The organism is Vibrio sp. GJ43-1, assembly GCF_055808835.1.
This window is the reverse complement of the sequence record NZ_CM147885.1, coordinates 1,473,708-1,495,725: the sequence shown is the minus strand read 5'-3', so window position 1 is coordinate 1,495,725 and position 22,018 is coordinate 1,473,708. Positions and strand designations below refer to the sequence as shown.

15 protein-coding genes, 7 tRNA genes and 3 pseudogenes are annotated in these 22,018 nt (G+C 41.9%); 19 read left to right on the top strand and 6 right to left on the bottom strand.

What is annotated here, in order from left to right; translation table 11 throughout:
• The first annotated feature begins 4 nt into the window (after positions 1 to 4).
• The 9 genes from viaA (at position 5) to AC0L66_RS24085 (ending at position 4,491) form a co-directional block, all read left to right on the top strand.
• Positions 5 to 1,450, top strand: coding sequence for an ATPase RavA stimulator ViaA (viaA, locus tag AC0L66_RS24125; protein WP_265673945.1), 1,446 nt, complete (start codon positions 5 to 7; stop codon positions 1,448 to 1,450).
• Positions 1,451 to 1,662: 212 nt separating this feature from the next.
• A tRNA-Cys gene (locus tag AC0L66_RS24120) sits at positions 1,663 to 1,736 on the top strand.
• Between the two features lie 29 nt (positions 1,737 to 1,765).
• A tRNA-Gly gene (locus AC0L66_RS24115) sits at positions 1,766 to 1,841 on the top strand.
• Between the two features lie 94 nt (positions 1,842 to 1,935).
• Positions 1,936 to 2,023, top strand: a tRNA-Leu gene (locus tag AC0L66_RS24110).
• Positions 2,024 to 2,090: 67 nt separating this feature from the next.
• Positions 2,091 to 2,164 (top strand) — tRNA-Cys (locus tag AC0L66_RS24105).
• Between the two features lie 29 nt (positions 2,165 to 2,193).
• Positions 2,194 to 2,269: transfer RNA gene (locus tag AC0L66_RS24100), tRNA-Gly, on the top strand.
• Between the two features lie 95 nt (positions 2,270 to 2,364).
• A tRNA-Leu gene (locus tag AC0L66_RS24095) sits at positions 2,365 to 2,453 on the top strand.
• Between the two features lie 81 nt (positions 2,454 to 2,534).
• A tRNA-Cys gene (locus AC0L66_RS24090) sits at positions 2,535 to 2,608 on the top strand.
• A 611-nt stretch (positions 2,609 to 3,219) separates the two neighbouring features.
• A complete protein-coding gene (locus AC0L66_RS24085) occupies positions 3,220 to 4,491 on the top strand; it encodes an erythromycin esterase family protein (RefSeq protein ID WP_473569758.1) in 1,272 nt (423 codons plus the stop codon).
• Between the two features lie 110 nt (positions 4,492 to 4,601).
• Here AC0L66_RS24085 and AC0L66_RS24080 read toward each other — a convergent pair whose 3' ends face one another.
• Both AC0L66_RS24080 and AC0L66_RS24075 read right to left on the bottom strand, forming a co-directional pair.
• Positions 4,602 to 4,847, bottom strand: a complete 246-nt coding sequence (locus tag AC0L66_RS24080) for a YgjV family protein (RefSeq protein ID WP_428793648.1) — start codon at positions 4,845 to 4,847, stop codon at positions 4,602 to 4,604.
• Between the two features lie 310 nt (positions 4,848 to 5,157).
• Positions 5,158 to 5,475: a DUF496 family protein gene (locus tag AC0L66_RS24075; RefSeq protein WP_265673943.1), complete on the bottom strand. Its 318-nt coding sequence runs from the start codon at positions 5,473 to 5,475 to the stop codon at positions 5,158 to 5,160.
• 190 nt (positions 5,476 to 5,665) lie between these two features.
• Here AC0L66_RS24075 and AC0L66_RS24070 point away from each other — a divergent pair, with 190 nt between their 5' ends.
• From AC0L66_RS24070 to luxQ, 5 genes and pseudogenes are all read left to right on the top strand, one after another.
• Positions 5,666 to 5,899, top strand: coding sequence for a hypothetical protein (locus tag AC0L66_RS24070; protein WP_265673942.1), 234 nt, complete (start codon positions 5,666 to 5,668; stop codon positions 5,897 to 5,899).
• 36 nt (positions 5,900 to 5,935) lie between these two features.
• A pseudogene (locus tag AC0L66_RS24065) lies at positions 5,936 to 6,597 on the top strand (YceH family protein).
• A 230-nt stretch (positions 6,598 to 6,827) separates the two neighbouring features.
• On the top strand, positions 6,828 to 7,109 hold the full coding sequence (locus tag AC0L66_RS24060) for a GIY-YIG nuclease family protein (protein ID WP_265673940.1): 282 nt from the start codon (positions 6,828 to 6,830) through the stop codon (positions 7,107 to 7,109).
• Between the two features lie 69 nt (positions 7,110 to 7,178).
• Positions 7,179 to 8,279, top strand: coding sequence for an autoinducer 2-binding periplasmic protein LuxP (locus tag AC0L66_RS24055; RefSeq protein WP_473569756.1), 1,101 nt, complete (start codon positions 7,179 to 7,181; stop codon positions 8,277 to 8,279).
• Positions 8,280 to 8,281: 2 nt separating this feature from the next.
• The gene (luxQ, locus tag AC0L66_RS24050) at positions 8,282 to 10,864 is read left to right on the top strand and encodes a quorum-sensing autoinducer 2 sensor kinase/phosphatase LuxQ (protein ID WP_473569754.1); all 2,583 of its coding nucleotides are present in this window, start codon (positions 8,282 to 8,284) and stop codon (positions 10,862 to 10,864) included.
• A gap of 147 nt (positions 10,865 to 11,011) precedes the next feature.
• Here luxQ and AC0L66_RS24045 read toward each other — a convergent pair.
• The 3 genes and pseudogenes from AC0L66_RS24045 to yccS form a co-directional block, all read right to left on the bottom strand.
• Positions 11,012 to 12,272, bottom strand: a pseudogene (locus tag AC0L66_RS24045) (hydroxymethylglutaryl-CoA reductase).
• A 177-nt stretch (positions 12,273 to 12,449) separates the two neighbouring features.
• Positions 12,450 to 12,662 carry a hypothetical protein gene (locus AC0L66_RS24040; protein ID WP_265674069.1) on the bottom strand — a complete coding sequence of 71 codons (213 nt, stop codon included), beginning with the start codon at positions 12,660 to 12,662 and terminating at the stop codon, positions 12,450 to 12,452.
• 178 nt (positions 12,663 to 12,840) lie between these two features.
• Positions 12,841 to 15,025, bottom strand: a pseudogene (gene yccS / locus AC0L66_RS24035) (YccS family putative transporter).
• A gap of 367 nt (positions 15,026 to 15,392) precedes the next feature.
• On the opposite strand from yccS, the gene helD reads away from it, so the two are divergent.
• From helD to AC0L66_RS24020, 3 genes are all read left to right on the top strand, one after another.
• Complete coding sequence (gene helD, locus AC0L66_RS24030; RefSeq protein ID WP_473570885.1) at positions 15,393 to 17,465, top strand: DNA helicase IV; 2,073 nt, start codon at positions 15,393 to 15,395, stop codon at positions 17,463 to 17,465.
• A gap of 112 nt (positions 17,466 to 17,577) precedes the next feature.
• Positions 17,578 to 18,141, top strand: a complete 564-nt coding sequence (locus AC0L66_RS24025) for a beta-phosphoglucomutase family hydrolase (protein WP_473570883.1) — start codon at positions 17,578 to 17,580, stop codon at positions 18,139 to 18,141.
• 272 nt (positions 18,142 to 18,413) lie between these two features.
• The gene (locus AC0L66_RS24020) at positions 18,414 to 19,031 is read left to right on the top strand and encodes an EAL domain-containing protein (protein WP_473569752.1); all 618 of its coding nucleotides are present in this window, start codon (positions 18,414 to 18,416) and stop codon (positions 19,029 to 19,031) included.
• Positions 19,032 to 19,146: 115 nt separating this feature from the next.
• Here the strand turns inward: AC0L66_RS24020 and AC0L66_RS24015 are convergent, their stop codons facing one another.
• Complete coding sequence (locus tag AC0L66_RS24015; protein WP_473569750.1) at positions 19,147 to 19,512, bottom strand: hypothetical protein; 366 nt, start codon at positions 19,510 to 19,512, stop codon at positions 19,147 to 19,149.
• 431 nt (positions 19,513 to 19,943) lie between these two features.
• On the opposite strand from AC0L66_RS24015, the gene AC0L66_RS24010 reads away from it, so the two are divergent.
• Positions 19,944 to 20,642: a response regulator transcription factor gene (locus tag AC0L66_RS24010; RefSeq protein WP_265673931.1), complete on the top strand. Its 699-nt coding sequence runs from the start codon at positions 19,944 to 19,946 to the stop codon at positions 20,640 to 20,642.
• Complete coding sequence (locus AC0L66_RS24005) at positions 20,639 to 21,985, top strand: HAMP domain-containing sensor histidine kinase (protein ID WP_473569749.1); 1,347 nt, start codon at positions 20,639 to 20,641, stop codon at positions 21,983 to 21,985. The genes AC0L66_RS24010 and AC0L66_RS24005 overlap by 4 nt, the downstream gene beginning before the upstream one ends.
• Positions 21,986 to 22,018 lie beyond the last annotated feature (33 nt).

The following is a 22,018-nucleotide window of genomic DNA, read 5'->3' as shown; positions in this document are numbered from 1 at the left end:
GGGCATGTTAGGAGCAGATGGATTAAATTTAGCGTTAATGATTGCTGACTCTGGCATCGTTGACAGCGCCGTTAATGATTTAATGGCTCGCTCCCAAGTTGCCGCGTTGACAGAAAATCGCGGTGTAAGACGTTCTGTAAAAGGGCACTTGTTGAAATGGCGAGGCTCCGTAAAAAAGCGAATGACCAGAGTTTGTGAAACGGAGCGCTTTCAACATGAACTCGCTTTGTACCAAGAAGTGATTCATTGGGACGAGGCTACGTTTTTCACCCAAATTAATGACGTTGTCAAAAAACTCGAGTGGCACTCAGCGTTTTATCTTCAAGCGCGACGTTTACTTGATAAAAATAATCAACACCATAATCCGATGTTTCCGCGCTATTTTTGTGACCTTTGGTACAAGAGCCTCGCAGATGCCATTAAACAAGCAGAATTGTCTGAGCTAGAAGCGAGTAAAGAGAAGTTTTTGACTGATCTCTATCAGCGTATGGAAACCATGAAGAATATGGATACCGTTGCGGAGCAGGGGGACGAGACCGCTGTTGGTCGCTTGTGGGATATGGCCGCGGCCAAGCTAACTAAAACTGACCTTAAGGTCATGTACAACCATGCTGAGTTTTTGAAAAAGAATAAGGGCTTGCAAGACATTGCTGAACAGCTTGGTCGGATGGCAAATGACCAAGATGACCCTGACCTAAATAAGTCGCCAACGGAAGCGCCAGAAATGGTTGAAGAGTTAAGTGATGAAGCGACGGACGACATTGTGGGCATTCATGAGTCCGATGACCTGAATAAATTACTACCCAATGAAACTATGTTTCTTGCCTACCCAGAACTTGAAGTGGTCTTTTATAAACATTTGGCTGACAAACGGTTGATGAATTATAAGACTCAGGGTAAAACAAGGACGTTAAAAAAGGTTCGCACTACGCAACCAGACAACAGCCAAATTGAGGTAGATAAAGGCCCGTTTATTGTTTGTGTAGACGCATCAGGCTCAATGAGCGGCTTCCCAGAGCAGTGTGCAAAGGCAATGGCTTATGCATTGATGCAAATCGCTTTAGCCGAGTCCAGAGAGTGTTACGTTATTTTGTTTTCAACCCAACACATCACGTACGAGCTAACTAAACAAGATGGGCTGCGTGAAGCTGCAGATTTCTTAAGTTATTCCTTTCATGGCGGAACGGACTTAGAGCCAGTGTTAACGCAGTCAATCGATCTGATGTTATCGGATACCTACAAAAATGCAGACTTGGTCGTCATCTCTGATTTTATCGCGCCAGAGCAGTCACAAGAGCTAGTGGGTAAAATTAACGAGCTTAAAAACAACAAAAATCGTTTCCATGCGATTAATTTATCCAAGTACGGCAATCCGTCTCTGATGAATATGTTTGATCACTGTTGGTCTTATCACCCTAATCTTGTGGGTCGTCTCATGAAAAAGTGGTAACGGAATTTCTATCTAAATAGAACGGCTCATCGAGTGAGTTTATGTGAGTTTCTTCGAGTGAATATTATCCATATTGGCGCTTAGCTAAGCGCATTGAACATTTACCAAGCATACAGATGTTTTTTTCCTGTTTTTGTTTGACTAATCCCCCTCAATCCGTAAAGTATGCGTCTCACACGGAGACAGTGTCTCGATAACGTGTTGAAAGTAAAGGCGCCTTGGCAGAGTGGCTATGCAGCGGATTGCAAATCCGTGGACCTCGGTTCGACTCCGGGAGGCGCCTCCATTCTCTTTCTTTGGAAAGAAGAATACAATGCGATACTAGCTCAGTTGGTAGAGCGCAACCTTGCCAAGGTTGAGGTCATCGGTTCGAACCCGATGTATCGCTCCAAATTAAAATCTTATGGCGTAAGCGATAAGACACAGATGGTGTTTAACCACTCTTATTGAAGAGTTCCTGGTTGGCGCATCGCAAAGTATTGCGTGCCCTGGTGGTGGAATTGGTAGACACAAGGGATTTAAAATCCCTCGACGTTCGCGTTGTGCTCGGCTCAAGTCCGGCCCGGGGCACCATCAATATAACAAGCTATCTTAAATCGTATTGCCATCATAAGTGATACCTGAGGGATAGTAGCAAAAAGGCGCCTTGGCAGAGTGGCTATGCAGCGGATTGCAAATCCGTGGACCTCGGTTCGACTCCGGGAGGCGCCTCCATTCTCTTTCTTTGGAAAGAAGAATACAATGCGATACTAGCTCAGTTGGTAGAGCGCAACCTTGCCAAGGTTGAGGTCATCGGTTCGAACCCGATGTATCGCTCCAAATTAAAATCTTATGGCGTAAGCGATAAGACACAGATGGTGTTTAACCACTCTTATTGAAGAGTACATTGGTTGGCGCATCGCAAAGTATTGCGTGCCCTGGTGGTGGAATTGGTAGACACAAGGGATTTAAAATCCCTCGACGTTCGCGTTGTGCTTAGGTTCAAGTCCGGCCCGGGGCACCATCTATAATAGGTAGTATTTCTCCAAGTGCTATTTACTAAGTATTACTACCATAGGCAGTACTCAGTTCAGCAATACAATATGGCGCCTTGGCAGAGTGGCTATGCAGCGGATTGCAAATCCGTGGACCTCGGTTCGACTCCGGGAGGCGCCTCCATTTTATCTCTCTTTTTACATTCCCCAATGAAATATTACGAACGTTTAGCGAAGTAACTCCTGGTTGACGAATAACCTCTTCACTAACTCGATGCAGGTGTTATGTACCTAGTATTCGTTTCATTAGTTAAAACACTTGCGTCGTAAAATAGTCCCCGTTAGACTACCTAAAACACCATTGGAGCAACCATGTTTATTGTCTATAAATTGATTAAACTCGCACTGATTACAGCGGTTTTCTTGTCTATCTTTGACTTGATTTCTTACGGGGAAGTGAATTGGTATAGTCGATTGTTGGGGTAGATTTATGTAGTCGCGAATATTTTCAGTATTCGCGAATAGTAAATGTAGATTCTTATTTTTTATGGCTACGTTTTCATAAATATCATTGACTAGTGCTACTTATGAATTTAACGATCAAGACGGTCAAAGGAAAAGTAAATCAAAGCGATTATCGCATATCTCACCTTAGTATGTTTACAGTTATCATTAGAGCTGTGATTTCACTCGAATAAGTTTGCATTACAAATTATATTAGATAGTCTAAATCTATTAATTAAATGTTTATCTAGTTACTATTGTATTTATTTATCCAGACGGAAATAAATATTTGTGAATAGTAATAATTTTATACCTTTGTGTGTTCTTATTTTATTGTCAATTATCGGTTGCAAATCAGAGAATGAGATTACAGATATTAAGGTTACTTCTAATATAAATAGTTTAGAGTTTTCGGCTAATGACAATACCGATTTGGATCCAATTCTATATTCTATTCTTGGTAAAAAGTATATAGGATTAGCAGAGGCTGATCACGGTGGATCCAAAGCGTATAAATTCCGTTCTCGTTTGGTAAAATATCTTCACCAGGAGGGAGCGAGCAATGTGTTAGCGATGGAGAGTGGCCTATACGATGGTCTTAGACTTTGGCAAAGAGTTAAAGATAAGGAAGTAATAAATATACGGGATGCTTTACTCTATTCTTTTATGTTTATGTACGTCGAAACCCCTGAAATATACCCTTTGTACAGATACATTGAAGATAATGCATTCAATGATAGTCCGTTAGTCCTCGTAGGTTTTGACGGGCGTCATTCTAGTGACCCTGCGTGTGAATTGATGATTGGAGAGTTACAGATATTTATTGAGAGCAATCAATTGACTACAGTGAATTGGGCTAGGTTTTTATATGCAGGGCAAGGGACAATGTGCCCGTGGTCATACCCAGAGTTAACACAAGAAGAAAAGAACTTTTATGCTTCAACGTTGCAGCAACTAAATGTGGTCACATCACAAATGAAAGCAACCCAACCATTACCCTCAATTGAAGACCGAGATGACTTTAGAACGTACGCAACATTTTGGTTGCAAGTTATTAAAAGTATGCAAGCGCAATATGAAGAGCGCTGGTATGGTGATCACAATCCAGATGAAATAATGCAGGCTGACAATTTATATTGGTTAGCGAATGAGTGGCTACCAGAAGAAAATATTATGGCATGGGGTCATAATATACATGTTGGACGATTGGAAAATACTTGGGGCCAGTTGGGCACTAAGGCTGCATTTAGTCATTTAGAGGTGATGGAGCCCAACAAAACATACAGTTTACTTCATGTATTCAATACCGCGACTCTTACAAGCTTTGATGCAGATCCCGAAAAAAGGAAAATAACTTACTTTGTTGATAGCCGACCGAATAGTGTCGAGAGGGTTTTAGCTGGGTTAGGGGTAGAGGATGCTTTTATTTTACCATCTGAAATATCATCATTAGATACTTCATTCAGCATTAATGGCTATAGTGTAGAGAATATCGAAGACATGGCGGATGGTGTATTTTTCACGCGGCATGAAACACCAAGTTCTATCGATTCACCTAGATGATGTATGAATAACATTAGAGTAGTCAATAGAATAAGCTATCGATGAAAAACACTTCAATGTTGAATAAAACGGCTTTATCTAACATTGAAGTGTAATAACGAATAAAAATATTAAGCTGCCGATTTAACTGTTTTTTTCTCTTGTACCATTTTCGCTAAAAAATAGACATTTACGCAGGCGATAAAACCATTGGTGATGACAACTGGCATTGAGTCGATTGCTAAGCCGTATGCGGTAAACAATGCACAACCAATGAAATTCAGCACTCTTAGTTTAACAATGTCCTTCATTGTTAATGAGATCGCCACCATAATTGATGCTGCGTAGCCGAGAATTTCCACCATATTTGCGTCCATATTTTGCTCCTCTAAATCTTGCCAGATTAACTGGTACCAATTCTTCTCATCTTGAGATTAACGAGGAAGCTCCGTGCCTCGAATGGTGTATGTTGTGTATGGGACAAATACTAACAAGGCTAGAACTGTGATTAAACCCATACTTTCGCTATTGGAGAGGGTTAGCGATTACGCAAACGTTTATTCGAGGTGTTGTTGCTGAGATAACTCAATATGTTGAATTGGAGATGATAGGGGGAATTGAGGCTGCATATGAAACCGCCCACTATGATAGTGGGCGGTTATTGTTGTTAGGTCAGAAATAAGTTAATTATTTCTTGCCTTGAACAAGCTGCTTGTCTTCTTCTGTCAATTCACGGATACGACGGCTGATGTCGCGACGTGCTTTAGAGATTTCTGCGCTTTTGATGATGTGGTCATCAACACGATCTTCGTAATCCGCTTTCATATTTTTGATGATGGCTAGAATTTCATCTTGTGACATATCTGGTTTAACGTAGTCCAGAAGATTTTCAAGAAGGTCGACACGCTTACGGTTATCACGAACTTTTTTCTCGTTATCTAGCAGTTCACGTTTTAGTTTGTTCTTACGACGTGCTTGAGACACGATTTCGAATACACTACTCATAAAATCCTTTCCTAAATTATTCGTCAAAATCTATCCTGATTAAAACACAACAATCGATTGTAGAACAGTCCTTAGATCAATGCTGAACCATTGTTGATTACAATCTAAGCACTTAGCGAATAACCAATTGAGTTAAAGGGGCAGTTAGCGCTATGATTTCGGTCATTGAGCGATTACAGTGTGATAAGTCATGTTGCCGAGTCCTAAGCAATACCCTAAAGACAGTAGTGAGATTGAAGTGAGTGACGAGTATTCCTCATCGCCAACTGTATGCGAAGATGGCGTTGCACCTAAACTCAAACAAGCCTATATAGACGAACGCGTAAAACTCGAGCTTTCCGAACTAGAACTAAATCGTTCACGTGTTGTGATAATGGATCAGCATGGGCATGTCATTAAGGTGCCATTTTTAGTGGAGCACTGAGCAAAGCACATCAGGCAGAAAGATAAAAGGATTAATATGAGTATTGAACTTTCCCCGTTAGAAGCAAGAGTCATCGGTTGTCTCATTGAAAAAGAGGTGACGACGCCCGATCATTACCCGCTGACGTTAAACAGCCTGACGTCGGCATGTAATCAAAAAGCAACCGGGAGCCCGTTTTAGCGCTTGGTGAAGCTGAAGTTCAAGATACCTTAGAGGGGTTGATTAATCGCAGGTTAGTGAGCGATGAGAGTGCATTTAATAGTCGCGTATCAAAATACCAACACCGTTTTTGTAACACCGAGTTTGGTGATTTGCAGCTAACACCTCAGGAAAAGGGGATAGTTTGCTGCATGTTACTAAGAGGGGCACAAACGCCGGGTGAACTAAGAACTCGTACGAACCGCTTATGCAATTTTAGTGACGTTAAAGAAGTGGAAGCGACACTTGATGCGATGGCGTCTCGCGAGCACGGTGCGCTTGTGGTTAAGCTTCCACGTGAAGCAGGAAAACGTGAATCACGATATGCTCATTTGCTTAGTGGTGAAGTTGATGTTAATGCTTTAGCTGAGGCATCTGTGGGTGTAGTAATATCGAACACTAACCAGGATAGTCGATTTGAAGCGCTCGAGCTTAAGGTGGAATCGCTAGAGCTAGAGGTAGCGGAACTAAAAGCATTGGTCGAAGGTTTGACTACGTAGTCTAGAAGAGGCGGTTAATAATAGCCGCCATTTCAGTTTTTTCATTAGTGTGTATAAACAACATGCTGATAAGCCAAACTTACAATGCACGCAATACTTAACGTGTTTTATTGACGGCATTTAGTTCCTACGGCTTAGTCTTTTCTCACTCTGAACATTCATATAACGGCGTACTTAATTAGGTTGAGATGACTTTGTCTCTAGTGTGTTTATCAAAAGGGTAACGCGAAATGACAAACAACGATGAATCATGGACCGTCTACTTATTACGGACCAATGAACAAAAGCTCTATTGTGGCATCACTAATAACATTACGCGTCGGTTAAAGCAGCACGAATCCGGAAAGGGTGCAAAAGCACTAAGAGGACGAGGACCTTTGTCTTTGGTTTGGACTCAGTTGGTGAGGGGGAAAAGTGATGCTCTGAAAACCGAGCACGCGATCAAAAAGTTATCCAAAGCCCAAAAAGAGCAGCTAGTGGTTAATTCAGAGCAATTTATCTTAGCGAACTGAGTGCACTTACTGGCTGAAGGTCGGAGTTTTGTATACAATTGTAATAAAACGCCAACATGATAATTACTAATGAAAAAGACGTTTTCTCTACTCGCTTCAACATTGTTCACTGCTTGCTCTGCACCTGTGTGGTCGAGCGAATCGCTTCCTGGTTATTGGGAGTACCATGAATTCCTTAATGCCTTTCCTACGCAAGGTCAATTAACCGAGTCACTGTCTCAAACTGTCAGAGCTCCCGCCATTCCACTTACGATCAAACAAAAAGATCCGGTAACGATATCTGTCGTGTATCCAGGACAACAGGTCTCGGATTATTGGGTTCGTAATATTAAAGCTTTTGAGTCAAGAATGGACGAGCTGGGTATCGATTATGAAATCAACCAAGTCTTTACTCGTCCAAATATTGATACTCGCCAACAAAGCGTATCTTTGATGGAAGCGGTAAAGAATAAATCAGGCTATTTGATTTTTACTCTCGACACGACACGTCACCGAAAATTTATTGAACACGTATTGCATTCGACTGATACGAAGCTTATTTTGCAAAATATCACCACACCAGTGAGAAATTGGGCGAGTGCTCAGCCCTTTATGTATGTCGGATTTGACCATGTAAAAGGAAGTCATGTATTAGCGGAATACTTTAAGAAAACGATATCCGAAAAGAGTGCGTATTCAGTTTTGTATTTCTCGGAAGGCTATGTGAGTGATGCACGAGGGGGAACGTTTATTCAGGATATGTCCGCTGAAAATCGTTATCGATTAGCCTCTTCATATTACACCAAAGCAAATATAGAAAGCGGTTATCAAGCCGCGATCGATACCTTGAGAGAGCATCCTGAAATCAAGTTTATCTACGCTTGTGCCACCGATGTTGCGTTAGGTGCAGCTAAAGCCATCAAAGAGCTAAAACGTGATGATGTCGTGCTTAACGGCTGGGGAGGAGGTTCTGCTGAACTCGAAGCTATAAAGCAAGGGGATCTCGACGTTACAGTCATGCGGATGAATGACGATACAGGTGTCGCTATGGCGGAAGCCATTAAATGGGATTTGGAAGGTAAGCCTGTTCCAACGGTGTATTCCGGAGATTTTGAGCTGGTTACCAGCGAGGATTCAACGGAAAAAATGGATCGACTGAAAGCGCAAGCCTTTCGCTATTCAGATAATTAACGATGCCACTAACGGATTTTAATAGCAGGAAGACACTCGCAACGCTGATTACCCGAATTGTTGTTTGGGTGATTGGTGTGTTTACGATTGGGATGCTATTACAAAGCTGGCACCTAAGTCGTGACCTAGTCCGAGAAGAAGTACAGCGTACGTCACGTCAGACGAGCAGCTTAGTGAGAAATTACTTTGATTATCGTTTGGCGTCGTTAAAAGTACTGCAAGATAGTAATGCTAAAAGTGACACTGTCGAACAGTTTTTTGACAATTATGATAGCCGCTCACTTGATTACTTTTTTCTCAGAGAAGATAACTTAGAGCCGGTGCATTCTCCGGACTTTCGTTTTATAACTCACCTGTCTGATATCATTTGGGATGATGGCAATGCACTTTTTTATGGCTTAGAAGACCACAGTCTGCAAGACATACTCCGCCAAGTTGGTGCGTACAGTAATTGGAATGCAGTTCGTGTTGACTCTCAGTTAGGTGAGTTATTTATTCTGGTTCGTCGTACGCCAGTTATTAATAGCGAGTCAGGAGAAGTGCTCGGTTTTGTTTTTGTTGGCATCGTTTTAAATGATAACGCAGGTCTATTGTCTAGCATAATGAGTGGCAGTAACAGTGATGACGTCCTGCTGAAGTTTGATGATCGCTTTGTTGCGTCAACCATTTCAGAAGAAGACAGCTATACGCATGTGTCGATCCTTGAGATGATCCAAAATGGTAAAAAGGACTTTGGAAAACTCTTAATTTCTGAGACTAACCTTTCGGTTGGTCTTAATAAGCATGTGCTCAAGGTGTATTCAATTCAACGTAACCCTAGTATTTTGGTGTTACGCAACAGCTACTTGGTTTGGATAGCTCTTTCGCTTGCAGTGATTGCTTCTGTGTCATTTGTTACACGTAAGTGGTTGAATAAAAAGGTGAGCATTGAGCTAGCTAAGCTCATGTCATATACCAAAGTGGCGGGAAATGAGGGCGATTTTAAGAAGTTCGCGGGTTCTTCTATATACGAGTTTAACCACATAGGACTCACATTAAGCGACACGTTTGATCGACTGTCTGAGCAGAAAAAACTCTTTCAGGACCTATTCAACTTTTCATTGTCACCGATAATTGTATGGTCTGACACTTCTACTATCATGCGCATTAACCCGGCGGGTAAAAAAGCACTTGGTTTGTCGATGGATTCGGATAGTGATGGTAGTGAAAGCTATTTAGCATTTGTTCAATTGATGCAAACACACGTGCAGAAAGCAAACTTAGGTGCCACGCTTACCGGAATAAACGTACCTATTGGTGACAAAGTGTATCGCTGGAATTTATCCGCGATACAACCGAATGGTATTAAAACGTTGGTGCTTGCGCAAGGGCAGGACATTACCGTTCTAATTGAAGCTGAGCGGCAAAGTAAGAAAGCCCGTAAAGAAGCAGAATCTGCAGCAAAGGCTCGAACCGATTTCTTGGCCAAAATGAGCCATGAAATACGAACGCCGCTCAATGGAATATTAGGTATTTCACAGTTGCTAAAGCAGGGTAGTGTTGACAGTCGCTATCAAGAGCAAATTGGGGTTCTCTGCCAAAGCGGTGAACATTTACTCGCGGTTCTTAATGATGTTCTCGATTTTTCAAAAATAGAAAATGGCAGTTTTCACGTTGAAAAACACACCTTTAAGTTTGGTGAGATTACAACGGCCCTAAATGGCATTTATAGCCCTTTATGCACTGAAAAAGACGTGGACTTTGTTATCAACAATCAACTTCCTAATGACGTGATGTTGAATACTGACCAAGTCAGGTTAAATCAAATACTCTTTAACTTAGTCAGTAATGCCATTAAATTCACTCACGATGGTGCCGTTAAGGTGTCTTTCTTTAGAGATACAGCGTTGCAACACTCAAGCGACGTTTTACGTATTATTGTAGAAGATACCGGGATAGGTATTTCTGAAGATCAGATGTCTCAAATTTTTGATCCTTTCGTCCAATCTGAAGCGACATCCATTCGCGAGTATGGAGGCAGTGGCTTAGGGCTAGCGATTGTGAAACATTTGGTACACTTATTTGATGGTGACGTTTTACTAGAAAGTCATCTTGGCAAAGGGACGCGTTTCACTATTGAGCTACCTGTTGAATTTATCTTGGAAAAGACAGCTGAGCAGAGAGCGATAGAGCCAGAATTAGATTTTAACTTGTTCAATAGAGCGCTCGCTGTACTTTTAGTTGAAGATAACCACACTAACGCTTTTATCGCTAAAGCATTTTGTGAAAAATATGGCATGAATGTTTATTGGGCTAGGGATGGGCATGAGGCGTTTGAACTTTTGAATAGTATGCCATTTGATTTGATTTTAATGGATAACCAATTACCGTCAATTTCTGGTATACAGATAACGCAAGAGGTTAAACTTAATGATGAGATTAGCACAACAATCTATGCCTGTACTGCGGATAATTTGGAAGCGACAAGGCAAGCATTCATGGACGCTTATGCGGACTACGTCATAGTGAAACCGATCAAAGAAAAGTCTCTCAATCAAGCTTTAACGCATTTTAAGCGTCACCACTACGTTGAACATAAGGCGTAACCGCTAGCATATGGAAGTGCGTTGTCTTCTTTGACTTATCGATAGCCATTTGTCACTGACGGGAACTTGTAAAGCGTATTTTGCCTAACAGGGCTACAACTATTACTAGGCGAAGCCCTGGCAGGCACAATTATTAAGTGCGCACTTTTAACGAGCTAGCTTATGGTGTGCCTGAGAGAAATGTCCCGCACAGAATGCACCGACAATAGACAGCTCACCAGCAAGGCATAAGACTGCTGTGACTTCTGCCAATGCTTGAGATTTTCCAGTGCCGTGTAACCCAAGTAGATCTAAACACGCTTTTTGGCTCGGCAAATTCGTTCCGCCACCAACTGTACCAACCATAATGTTTGGCAAAGTAACACTGGCGTAAAGGTCACCATCTTTGGTTAACTCCATTCGAGTCATGCCAATTGCCGACTCTGCGACGCAAGCCGCGTCTTGACCACAAGCAATATAAAGGGCAGCCAAGGCGTTCGCATAGTGTGCGTTAATTCCGATGGTGCCACTTAGTGCGCCACCTACGGTCGTCATTTGCCCAAACTCGGTCATTCTTTTTGGAGTAGTGTGGAGGTATTTCCCTATGAGCTCTGAAGGTATTGTAATTTCTGCGGTGACTTTTTTACCACGTACACTTCTTAGCGATTGCGAGTTGGCTTTTTTGTCACCAGAGAGGTTTGCGTCAAGAAAGGCGAATTCAGGTTCTATGGGGGAATGTTCAAGGATAAAGTTAAAGACACAGTTTGTGGCAATAGTGACCATATTCTGGCCTGATGCATCACTAGGTTAGGTATTCGAATACAAGATATACATGGTTACCCTCAATGTTGACGTTAATATCAATGAGTTTTCCATGTGAGGTCGTGGATTCTGCGAGGAGTTTAAAATCGTCAAACTGTGTGACGACCCACGCGACGAATTGACCAGCCTCAATCAGCGTACGAAATGCGAAGCCAGGCGTACGAGTGACGCCTTCATTAAGTAACATCGCACTTGCTCCACCGCTAGCAGTGATTAGGTTTGCGCCACGGTTGTAAGATGCGACTAATGCAGCTTCTGTAGTGGCAAGTGGAACTTGATAGTCCCCTTGCGCAAACAAACCGTTAACCCGCATTGGGCCCGCGGTGCCTATTGGCATTTTTAAGGTGCCGATAAAAAATTCGATATTTTTACTGTAATCACTCATCTGAACTTGAGTGTGAGAATCCAAAAGCTGCGCTTTAGCCAACTCGTTATCAAGTTGCTTCCAGCGGTAATCAACGTGTCGCTGAGTCAGGTTGGGGCTGCGATTGACACGTCGACTTGAAGCATGCATTTTAGGTGCAAGTTTGTTTTGTAGTTCAGTCAGAGCATCTTCTTGACTAATGTTGTCAAGATAGTCTCGTTTGTGTAGGTTAATTTTGGGCATTTCGGTCGTGGTAGAACAGTTTGGGAGAATTCTACTTAGGTCAGCGTCAGATACAAGTCAAATCCGGTCGTTAAGGTTCGATAGTATTGCCTTGTGCTTGATTTCCGGCCTTTTTCTCAAGTGATTAGAAATACTTGTAAACAATTTAACGGAAACAGAGCTGGGATTAGTCGATATTTAGCGAAACAACTGTGCAAGTGCGTTCATTTCATCTTCGTTAAGGAGTGAATTCGTGCTGGGTTCCAATTGGCTGGAGATTTCGCTTTTAAGTGACTTAAGTTGCTGAGGAGAGAGTAACTTAAGCTGTTCTTTAAGTCGTTCAAATTGTTGATGAGTCATAGGTTCACCTGTTACTAGTGTGTTGAGCAAAGCGGGATGAGATCCGTTCATCGGCAATTCTTACTAAATATTTAAGCATTAATTTATAGAATTTACGGTCAATATTTGTCCGAGAAATGTAAGCGTAGTTTTAGCACTAGGTGAAAATTGAAGCCTACAAACCCTTATGGGAAAAGGGGTTGTAGGCTCGTGCTGGTATAATGTATAGACATATCAGCGAATTAGGGGGCTATTGATTGAGGTCATTCGTTTTTCTACTCGAATCTTCAAGCTTAGAAAAAGTGTTTGCCAAGATATGCAGCTCTGGCAACATACGATAGATCAAATGGAGTTGTTGCAGTACCATTCGAGCGGAGCGATCATCTTCATCTCGCCACTCGGTTAGACGCCGATGGATATCAAATTGATCAACGGTCGAAAAGACACAGTCCTCCGAGTAAGTGGCCAGTTGATGCTCTAACTGCTCTAGATGATGGTTAATGGTTCGGTGAGCTTCTAGTACTAATTGGTGAATAGACTCATCTTCCAAGCGTTGGCGGTGTGCGCCTAGCGCGGAAACATAACTAAGTAATGCATGATTTAATGTTAGGAACCTAAAGCTTTCATCTGTTGCAAGTTGATAGCGGCCTGGTTCTGCAAGCATATTGGATATGGCGTTAGTTAAGTGTGCGTCGGCATTGTGAGCCTGTCGACGGGCGATCCTATAGTTTAGATCGTTTTTTTTGCCCACTCGATACTGACCGATGATTTGCATCAAATATTGCTTATTACAGTGAATCGCATCTGACATTACTTTGTGCAGTTTACGCGATTCCCAATCGGGTAAAATAAAGTATACCGCGGCAACCGCAAGGCCGCAGCCAATTAGTGTATCCATCAGTCTAGGCAGAACGACGGCGTAACCCTCGCCAAGTTGGTGGAAACACAGCAGAACCAACACGGTAATAAAACCTAGTCGCGTAGCCATAATTGTTGATGCGAAAAGCAAAAAACATAACACCGGACAGGACAATAAGTAGCAGCTGACTCTCTTGAGAGGGGAAGAGTGTTAAAAGGGGGACGCCAATAAACAAGCCTACTAGTGTACCAGCGACTCGCGCAGAGAGTTTTTTGCGTGTCGCGCTGTAGTTCGGCTGACAAACAAATAGTGTCGTGAGCAAAATCCAATAACCACGCTCGATCCCGAAAAATTGGATGATGCCATACCCTAAGGTTAGCGCGATAGAAAGTCGAACCGCATGTCGAAACAGAATCGATTCGGTGTTGAGGTTAGTCTTAATTTTGGCCCACATGGCAGATAAAGTATGTGGGTTCGTATCGTCCAGAATCGTTTCATCTGCGACGCCACTATCTGGGTTACTGACGTTACTTAACAGTTTTTCAACGGTTGCTAAATTATTAAGTAGATAATTTAACTGAGGTAACGACGAGAACTGGGCATTGTCCGGATGTTCGTTTAAATAGTCGATAGAATCTTGTAACTCAACCAACGCTTTAATTGAACGATCATTATGGTCGTATTGTTTGCCTAGTTTGATGGCTAGGGCAATATCCCGACAGGCTTGAGCCTGGGTTTCAAGAACATGCTTGAAACGAAACAGAACGTCGGTTCGTCCAAACTGCGCAGAGAGTTCTTGATATCTTGAATGACTAGAGCTGACACGCTCATGGATATCTTGCGCAATGAGGTAGACTTTCAGAAAACGATCGCTCGGGCCGTCCACATGCCCCTTTCGAGACCGATTAAGTAATGTGGCTTTACAGGCATTGAGAGCGTTGACTGTTTTTGCGTTGAACTTTGCTTCATCAAGGCGATACGGTTGCGGTACCAAATCAAAAGTTGGATGGAACAGACCTCGTTTAGCATCGAGGTATAGTGAAAGATCCTTGAAGACATTTGCGAGACTCTGTTGAACGGGTTGAAGGGGCCAAAAAACATTCCATATCATCGAGATAAAGTAATACCATGCCGCCCCCGTTAACAAGAGCAGTGGTTGAAACCATAAGTTAGTGCTCTCGTGCGCGCCAAGCATCGCGTAAACAGCGATAAGAAGTGAACCGAAGGCGATACTCGCATATCTAGCACCCAGCGCACCAAGCATGATAAATAGAAAGGTCGAACAAAATAAGCCGATTGCAAATGCCCACGGTGTACTAAACAAAAATTCAATCGAAAACGCGGCAATGGCGAAGCAAATAAAGGTTAAAGTGATGGCTTTTAATCGACCGACAAAACTATCATCACTTTCAGCCAGAGCGGCGGCAATGACACCAAGAATTAAAGGCGTAACCCAAGAGTTCTTGTCAAAGTACCAAGATGGTATGACAACCCCTAGAAGGGTGATCAGCATTAATATGCTGTAGTTAAAAGTTTTATTAGCCCATTGAAGACGAAGTTGACGGAATATACTCAAGAGAATGGCTACATTAAATCAAAATGACATTCTATCAGAAAGTGAGTTCTCTGTTACAGTCTTCGTCGATGAGTTGATGAGCTATTGATCTTACTCATCTCATCACCGTTGTATCGAGGTATTTTCACTTGTATTTGCACAACGATCGCCTAAAAAACGAAAGGGTTCATCGGTGCGCCGATCCTGAATATTCATAGTTAGGGGGTAGAGTCATAAAGAGAACCACCTATTTTAGAGGCCTAATCCATTCGCTCTCGGCGCTCGAATTTAAATTGGTTTTCACAGTTTTGACAGAAACTTAGATGGTATTCACAGATTGATGGAGTAGACTAATGGTTGTTTTATCTGTTTACGAATTATGAGTCACATGCATTTAACCGCGTCGCCAACAGCCGAAATTTTTACTCAACATGAATTTCGCTCTATTGAACTTGATGAACATAGCCTTACATTACATTCTGCGCGAGCCGAAGTGAGGATTCCATTCTGTGAATGGTCAGGGAAGCTGAGCGTAAAGCGTGGCGTATTCTGGTCATCAGTAACCGTTTATTCGCATGAAACTGACGCTCGTCAATTGTGTTGGGTGGTACAGGGGCTTCCTTGGCTCAAAGCTCAAGAATTTGCCAAATATGCGGTTTCTTGCTATCAACTTTGGCATGAAAATCAGTGTCGACTCCTTAATGAACAGCTCCCTAAATGGGAAGATGAACTAAGACGCCTAAGTGCTCTGCCACGGTTTTTGCCTCATTCAAGCGTAGAACAATGGAAACGCACGGTGAACACTCAGTTTCTTGATATGAACATGTCAGTGAGTGAAGCCATTAGGCGAATGCCGAAACGAGTGAATGCATTGTTACCGTGGCTTGATAATACCAGTGATACATTACAGGCCAGAAATCACACTTGGCTTGAGAATGAGTGTGAAAATTGGCAAGTGTTGTTTGCTCAGTCGGAATCCTCGCCTTTAAACCATTCGCAACAATTAGCGGTATTACACAATAACGATCATAACTTAGTGTTAGCTGGGGCAGGGTCAGGTAAAACAAGTGTACTGATGGCTCGTGTCAGTTACTTACTACAAAGTCATCTTGCACAACCAGAACAGATTCTGCTGGTCGCCTTTGGGCGTGATGCAGCGAACGAAATGAAACAGCGACTCGTTGCCAAATTGGGGCAAACGGCAGACAGTATCTCGGTGCTAACGTTCCATCAGCTAGGTCTAAAACTCCTCAATCAATCTGGAAAGATGGCTACATCACTCACGCCATTAGCCACTGAAAAAGCTCAGAAGAATGCGTGGTGCGTTGATTGGCTAAAAAAACACTGGATGACTCCGACCAATTACAAGCGGTGGCAAAAGCATCTTTCTCGTTGGCCGATTGCTTACCTTAAAGGGGATGATGAATTAGGTAGCCAATCGGAAAACCCTAAGCTTATTGCTTGGTTGGAGCAGCAACTCGACCAACTCGTATCATCGAGTTTAACTAAGAAATCCATCCAAGAACACATCGTCGACAACGAGGATTATGCTCGCCTTAATAGTGAACTGATGCTTTGTTGGCCATGCTACCAAGCGTGGCAAAAAATGTTAAAAGAAAATAGTCAGATAGATTTTACCTCGATGATTACGCAGGCCACGAAAGTGATCGAGAGCAAACAATTCTCATCGGCGTGGAAATATATCATGGTGGACGAATATCAGGATATATCCCCTGATCGTTTAGCATTAATCCAAGGACTGTGCGAGCAATCCTCGGATGAAAATGAGAATACGACATTATTTGCCGTAGGAGATGACTGGCAGTCTATCTATCAGTTTACTGGTGCTGATGTTGATTTGACCACGGGATTTTCTCAACGTTTCCCTAATGCTTCCGTTCATCAACTCGATACCACGTATCGTTTTAACAATATGCTCGGCGATGTTGCAAACCGTTTTATTCAAGAGAACCCAAATCAATTAGAAAAAGCGCTGAGTAGCCACAGAGTCGTTAAACAAAAATCGGTCATCATAGAAAATGCGAGCCGTATAGAAAAAATATTAGACGACTTAAATAGCAAAGCGAAATCTAACACCTCAGTGTTATTGCTAGGACGAAATCACTACCATCGCCCCGAGCTGTTCACGGATTGGCAAAAACAATTTACCACGTTGTCTCTAGAGTTTATGACGTGTCACAGTAGTAAGGGTAAAGAAGCCGATTACGTTATATTGGTTAATGTGGATGAAGGGCAGTTCCCAGCTAAGCGTAAATATGTTCACCTCAATAACGCTTTGACAGATACAACCGACACTTTCCCCCATGCAGAAGAGCGAAGGTTGTTTTATGTTGCTTTGACACGGGCGAAGAAAAAAGTATGGGTGACCTACCAGTCATCTCCGTCATCGTTTGTTAAAGAAATTGCCGAATACGAACAAGTCATTGTGAAGAAACAATAACAAACCGAGCCGAATTGAAATTTGACTCGATATGAATCGTTAATAGTAATGAACTAAGATGGAAGGATACTAAGTGCTAAATTTAGAACATTATCAGGCAATCATCTTTGATATGGATGGCACTCTTCTCGATACGATGCCCAGTCATTTAGACGCATGGCGGCTAACCGCTGAACATTATGGCTTACCTTTTGATAAGCGATGGATTCATTCGATGGGTGGGATGCCCAGCGTGAAAATAGCGGCAGTCGTACTAAAACACGCTGGGAGTGATGTCAGTCCGCAGACAGTAGCTAATTTTAAGTTAAAAACATTCAAAGCAATGCCTATAAACGCTAAACCGATCCCACATACCTTAAGTGTGATGGAGGCTTATTTAGGGCGTAAGCCGATGGCGATAGGGACGGGGAGCATACGAGAGTCAGCGAAACGATTGCTCGAGCATGCAGGATTGTTGGAACACTTCGATTGCTTAGTGACATCCGATGATGTGGCACAACATAAACCGAATCCAGATACGTTTTTAATTGCCGCTCAATTGATGCAAGCGAAACCGAAGCATTGCATCGTGTTTGAAGACACAATGCTAGGTTTGCAAGCTGCTCATGCTGGTGGAATGGATTGTTACTTGGTTACATCGGGTGGTTTTGAATTTCATCCAGCGGCCAAGAATTAGTTAGCACTTAATAATTAGTTTATATTTTTAGTATCGTGTTTATACGCTAACTTTACATAATTAAACTGGAGTTTGCTTACACATCGTTACTTAAGCTAAATGCCGAATATGATAAAATACCAGTGTAGTTACATATATTTGTGACTGTTTTCATTACGCCAAGGAAAGGATAAGTATGAAATCCACCTAGTATCTATTCTAATAAAAAAGACATAATACAAGAATTAATAAGTGAATCAGATGACGGTGTTGTTTATGCTGATTATAATGGATTGCACTTTACGAGTGTATTTCAACCAATCTATGATCGTCATCAACAACTGTATGCTTTTGAAAGTTTAGTTCGGATACATGACGAGAATGCGAACAGTGTTGATCCTTCGCTGTTTTTTTCTCAAATAGAAAGAGATGCTACCGAAAATATTGTTCACACACTGTTGTGTGGAAAAATTCACCTCGCCAATTTTCTACAATCAAAATTCAACCATGTGAAGCTATTTATCAATGCGTCGCCTTCAGTCTTTAAGTCGTTAGCAAACACGCCAGAGGCAGTAGAGCGCTTTGTGCAAAGGAGTTATGAACTAGGCAGTACACCTTGCCAAGTTGTGTTTGAGATCACAGAGTTTTTAGAATCGGATTTGAATGCCATAGTGAAGGGAAAAGAGTGCCTTACTGAGTATGGAATTGAAACAGCGTTAGATGATTTTGGAACATTGTACTCCACTCCTAAACGTGCGATGGCTATCAAGGCGCCATACCTAAAACTCGATAAGAGTATTGTTACCGATAAAAATAAAGTAACTGAAGCGGTTAGGTTGGCCAAAAAAATTCACGCTATCACTATTGCTGAAGGCATAGAGGACTCAGTCTACCGCGAATATGTGTGTTGATTTAGGTGTTGATTTATTTCAGGGTTATTATTTCTGCAAGCCGTTATCAGTTTCAGCTTTAAAATCTGGTTTACATTGCTAAGCTGACTCCGTAATCGCTTGAACAAGGGCTAATTTACACTAGATTTTCGGGTTGATTGCCCCTTACGTGCGCTATGGTGCGAGAGCGGCCTTTATTGACTCTAAACTTTAAAATGAGTGACTTGGTCATGCGTTCAAACTGCTGCTGTATATTGGTGTTAGCCTTTTTCGTCGCGTGAGTACGCTCTTCATGAAGGGATCCTATACTATTGGTACGATGTGGTACTCGCTTTACGTTGCTTAATGTGTCTAGGTTATTTAAGTCTCCTAGGCTCCAAAAGCTAACGTTGTCTTCATTTTTATACGCAGGTGATGCCTCACCGACGTAATTAGACGTGTTACTGCAACCTAGAGTCATAAGTACTAAAATAGTAGGGAAAGCCAATCTCTTACTTAGCATATAAACCTTTATTCATAATTAATAAAATAATATAAGCGTCTTCTTGCAGAATGTGTGGAATGTACGAGCTAAAAATAGATCGTTAGATAGATAGTAAAAAACTGAAACCAAATGTCTAGATGTACAGGAATGAATACAGTGCTATTTGGCGTGGCATGTAAGTAAATTAAGCAGTATTGATTATTCACAAACTATAATTTTTTGTAATATTTATTCGTATTTAATCGGTTTAGAACAATTTAGAGCGCCTGGTGTGTTAATTAATCTGATTATACAGAATGGCATCTCAATCATTTTTCATTTGTAAGCATAAGTAAGCGCCAGGGTGTAATAAACTTCTTACTCATTATTACTAATAAATTTGGCTGCATTGTTGAGTGTGATGAATAAATCCATATACTCCTTCGCGATGAGTATTATGGGGAAAGGAAATGAGTTGCAAGATTTTACTGGTTGAGGATGACAAAGAGATAGCGCAGCTGACACAAATGTACTTAGAGGCTGAAGGGTATCAAGTGACGGCGATCGGTGACGGTTCGGAAGCGCTACCAATGATCCAAAATATGAAACCCGACTTGGTTATTCTAGATTTAATGTTACCAGGAAAATCTGGCATCGATATTTGTCGCGACGCACGAGAGTTCTATTCGGGAATGATTATAATTTTGACGGCTGCTGAGGACGAGATGAGCGAAGTCTCATTACTTAAACTTGGCGCGGATGATTATTTGATGAAGCCTGTGAGAGGGCACATCTTAGTGGCAAGAATCGAAGCTCTTCAACGTCGTTATCAGCATCAATCAGCGATAGATAAACACGGCTCGCTTTATGACGCATTTGGAATTGTAATAAACAGCGACCGCCAAACTGCCTATTACCAACAAAAACCGCTTAATCTGACCAACTCGGAGTTTGAGATTCTTCAGGTATTAGTCGAGCATTCAGGTACAACCGTATCCAGAGAGCACTGCTGCCGTCTCGCTCGTGGTATTGAATATTGTTCAACAAATCGCTCGATTGACATGAGGGTGTCAGGGCTGAGGAAAAAATTGATTCAAGCCGAGGTACATTCACTCACAATAAAGACAATTAGAAATCAAGGCTATCGGTTGGTAGGTAATCAATCGTGACGGTTTTTACTCGGCCTAAATCTATGTTTTATTGCTTGTATCTAGAGAGCTTAGTGGGCCTTGTGGTCACCTTCTTAGTTTTTCTCCATTTAACCGCAGACTATGTAAGAGCGTCCGATGCTGAAACGTTCGTTGATAGTGGAATCAGACACGTAAAAAATTATGTCAACAGCCAGTTCGAACGAGATGGATTATATGGTCGTTTAAATAGAGTTGGCGCGTTGACATTGTATGATTATAAGTTACGAATAGTGGATAAATACAATGTCGGTCAAGACCGCTGTGAAGCTTGCCAACTTTTTACAACCACCCACGGTATAAAGGTTTTTGTCGATGGTGATAATTTGTTCTACGCCGCATTTCCTATCCCAAAATCAGCGCGCTACTTGTTGTATCGAGAATTAGAAGACCCATTTGCGTCGACTACGGCCTGGTATAAAAATCGAGATAATCACGTTGTTGCGTTGATGTTTTTGACCATGGCGTTTGCGCTTGCTGGTTTACTTTACTTACCTATTCGAAGAGTCAACAAACGCATTAACAAGTTACTACGAGCTCAGGCCTCATTTGGTCAAGGGAACTTGTCCACACGCTCTGAAGCTTTTCATATCTCGCCTGTGAAAGAGTTTGCAGAGAGTTTTAATGAAATGGCGTCGGATATTGAATTGCGAGTCAAAGAGTCTATGGTGTTTGCTCAGGCTATTCCCCATGAGATTCGAACACCTATAAGTCGAATACAAATGGCAAGCGACTTACTAAGGCGAGAAGATACGAAAGATAGAGAAAGACTGTTCAATGATATTGATGACTATATACAAGATATCTCTTCATTAACTACCGATATTTTACAATTATCCCGACTCGGGAATGGTCGTTGCAGTGCATCAAATGCTAATCCAGAACGTTTTAGCTTGAGCGAATTTTGTAAAGATAGAATTAAGATGGTTGTGGGAGAAGACGAAGTTAGGTTAGTTATAGACAGCGAGGGATCTAGTGAAGAATATATAGCGGTTCAGTGTTTCGCTAAGTTGGTATTAGATAATTTGCTTAAAAATGCTGTTCGTTATGGTTGCGGCGAAGTTGAACTCGCTATTCGGAGTTTTGATGCGTGCTGGACGATCGACATAGAAGATAATGGGCCGGGTATTCCATTGGACAAGCGAGACGAAATCTTCTTAGCGTTTTCACGTATCGATACACATAGAAACGTCAGTGAAGGAGGGTTTGGATTAGGGCTTGCTATCGCTAATCAGGCAGCAAAAAATTTAGGTTGGTCAGTTTCTGTTGATGATAGCTACCTGGGGGGAGCAAGGTTTACGATAGTGATACCTAGAACCAAATGAGCAATGGGTTGGAATATAGAAGTAACAAAGGAA

Coding starts and splice junctions, on each gene's coding strand:
- viaA (WP_265673945.1), top strand. CDS start 5: ATGTTAGGAGCAGATGGATTAAATTTAGCGTTAATGATTGCTGACTCT.
- AC0L66_RS24080 (WP_428793648.1), bottom strand. CDS start 4,847: ATGGACGCAAATATGGTGGAAATTCTCGGCTACGCAGCATCAATTATG.
- AC0L66_RS24075 (WP_265673943.1), bottom strand. CDS start 5,475: ATGAGTAGTGTATTCGAAATCGTGTCTCAAGCACGTCGTAAGAACAAA.
- AC0L66_RS24070 (WP_265673942.1), top strand. CDS start 5,666: ATGTTGCCGAGTCCTAAGCAATACCCTAAAGACAGTAGTGAGATTGAA.
- AC0L66_RS24060 (WP_265673940.1), top strand. CDS start 6,828: ATGACAAACAACGATGAATCATGGACCGTCTACTTATTACGGACCAAT.
- AC0L66_RS24055 (WP_473569756.1), top strand. CDS start 7,179: ATGAAAAAGACGTTTTCTCTACTCGCTTCAACATTGTTCACTGCTTGC.
- luxQ (WP_473569754.1), top strand. CDS start 8,282: ATGCCACTAACGGATTTTAATAGCAGGAAGACACTCGCAACGCTGATT.
- AC0L66_RS24040 (WP_265674069.1), bottom strand. CDS start 12,662: ATGAACGGATCTCATCCCGCTTTGCTCAACACACTAGTAACAGGTGAA.
- helD (WP_473570885.1), top strand. CDS start 15,393: ATGCATTTAACCGCGTCGCCAACAGCCGAAATTTTTACTCAACATGAA.
- AC0L66_RS24025 (WP_473570883.1), top strand. CDS start 17,578: ATGGATGGCACTCTTCTCGATACGATGCCCAGTCATTTAGACGCATGG.
- AC0L66_RS24015 (WP_473569750.1), bottom strand. CDS start 19,512: ATGCTAAGTAAGAGATTGGCTTTCCCTACTATTTTAGTACTTATGACT.
- AC0L66_RS24010 (WP_265673931.1), top strand. CDS start 19,944: ATGAGTTGCAAGATTTTACTGGTTGAGGATGACAAAGAGATAGCGCAG.